This is a genomic window from Roseovarius sp. PS-C2 (assembly GCF_018862045.1).
Lineage (GTDB): Bacteria > Pseudomonadota > Alphaproteobacteria > Rhodobacterales > Rhodobacteraceae > Roseovarius.
Genome location: NZ_JAHKSQ010000034.1, coordinates 1 through 1,731, shown reverse-complemented (window position 1 = coordinate 1,731; position 1,731 = coordinate 1). Strand labels below are relative to the sequence as shown.

Below are 1,731 nucleotides of genomic sequence, written 5' to 3'. Positions count from 1 at the left end.
CGACGATGCACTACCCACCCGGCCCCTCAAGCTTCAGCCAGTAACGCGTGTATCGACGTTCGCCGGTGCGCGAGAGGGCACCGATCTCGACAAGTTCTTGCAGATCCCTTGTAGCGGTCGCGCGCGATGTCCCGGTGATCGAAATATAGTTCTCGGCGCTCAGACCACCCTTGAATCCTTCCGGCCCTTCGCGGAACATCCGCTCGATCGCCTTGGCCTGCCGTTCGTTCAGCTTATCGCGATACCGGTCATAAAAATGTGCCTTGGCAATGAAGAAGCCCACCCGCTCCAGGGTGACCTGCTGCGCTGCCAGAACGGCCTCTGAAAACCATACCAGCCACGGTGTGACATCCAGCGTCTTCTGGTGCCGCTCTAGCTGATCGTAATAGTCTTTTCGCTGTCGTTCGATGGTGAAGGCGAGCGCGATCAGGCTGGGCTGCCCGATATTCTGAGCCAGGGACTTTTCGGCCAAGGCCCGACCCAGGCGACCGTTCCCGTCCTCGAACGGATGGATACTCTCAAAATAGAGATGACTCAGGCCCGCACGCGTCAACGCTGGCAAGGGCTCTTCGGCATCCGGCCCGGTCCGGTTGAACCAGTCGACATACCGGTCCATCTCGCCCGGAACCTGCGCAGACGGTGGAGCCTCAAAATGCACGACAGGCAGATCAAGACGACCCGAGACGATCTGCATGGCATCCTCGTGCCGCCGGTATGACCCGATGGCTTCCAACCGTTTGTCGAAGGCCAGCAGCATCTCATGCCACCGAAACAGCGTGTCATGCGTGAGGGGTTCGGCATAGGTCGAGTAAACATCGACCATCATCTCGGCGACCCCCTGCTCTCGGGGCTTGTTCGGATAGCTGTCCGGTTCCAATCCAAGGTGCCGGCGCAGCGAAGATTGCACACTGCGCCGGTCCAGCATCTCGCCTTCAATGGCGCTGGTTTTCATGGCTTCATCGCTCAGCAAGTCGATGCGGAGTTGATCACGCTCGGACGGACTCACATGGTGGACGGCCCCAAGGACTTCGCCCGACGACATCAGGAAGCGCTGCTCGAGCGGTGCCAGTGCGGCCTCGTCATACCGGAAATCCGGCCAACCGGATATCTGCCAGTTCCATGCCATGAGGTATAGAGTTCCTTCCTATAACTCATGAATAGACCATTTTTGAGGTATAGAAGTCAATTCTATACCTCACCGCGCGCAAAACCGTGTTGCCGCCCTGATACGCCTGGACCTCAGGTCTGGTCCGACTGATTGAAAGTCAAAGCCCGACCAATTGAAAGCAGGCGGCTTCGCTTGTCCGAAGAATACGACATATTTCGGACATCAAGATTTCGGCAGTTCCAGCTCCGGCAGATCCCGCAGGCTCTGCAGATCGAACGTCACCAGAAACGTCTCGGTCGTCACGAAGGTATGCGGCGCACCGGGCCTTGGCGACCTCGGACCGCTGGCGATGAGGTCTTTGTAGCGCAGCCGGGCCAGAAGATCGCGGCTGACCTCCTTGCCGAAGATGTCGGCCAGCCCGGCGCGGTCGATCGGCTGGTGATAGGCGATGGCGCAGAGCACGCCCATCTCCATCTCGGTGAAGGCCAGCGACTGCTCGCCGAGATCGGTCGCCGCCTTGATCGCCTCGGCGAACTGCGGTCGCGTCCGGAACATCCAGCCACCCGCCACCAGCGCGAGTTCATAGGGGCGGCCTCCCAACTCGGCCTGAATATCCTCGATCA

General features: G+C 59.7%; 2 protein-coding genes. Both read right to left on the bottom strand.

Annotation, left to right across the window (positions count from 1 at the left end; genetic code table 11):
- Window positions 1-10: 10 nt before the first annotated feature.
- Complete coding sequence (locus KPG71_RS19560) at window positions 11-1,126, bottom strand: Fic family protein (RefSeq protein WP_216340435.1); 1,116 nt, start codon at window positions 1,124-1,126, stop codon at window positions 11-13.
- A gap of 204 nt (window positions 1,127-1,330) precedes the next feature.
- A partial coding sequence (locus KPG71_RS19555) for an SMC-Scp complex subunit ScpB (protein WP_216340433.1) occupies window positions 1,331-1,731 on the bottom strand: 401 nt, incomplete at its 5' end.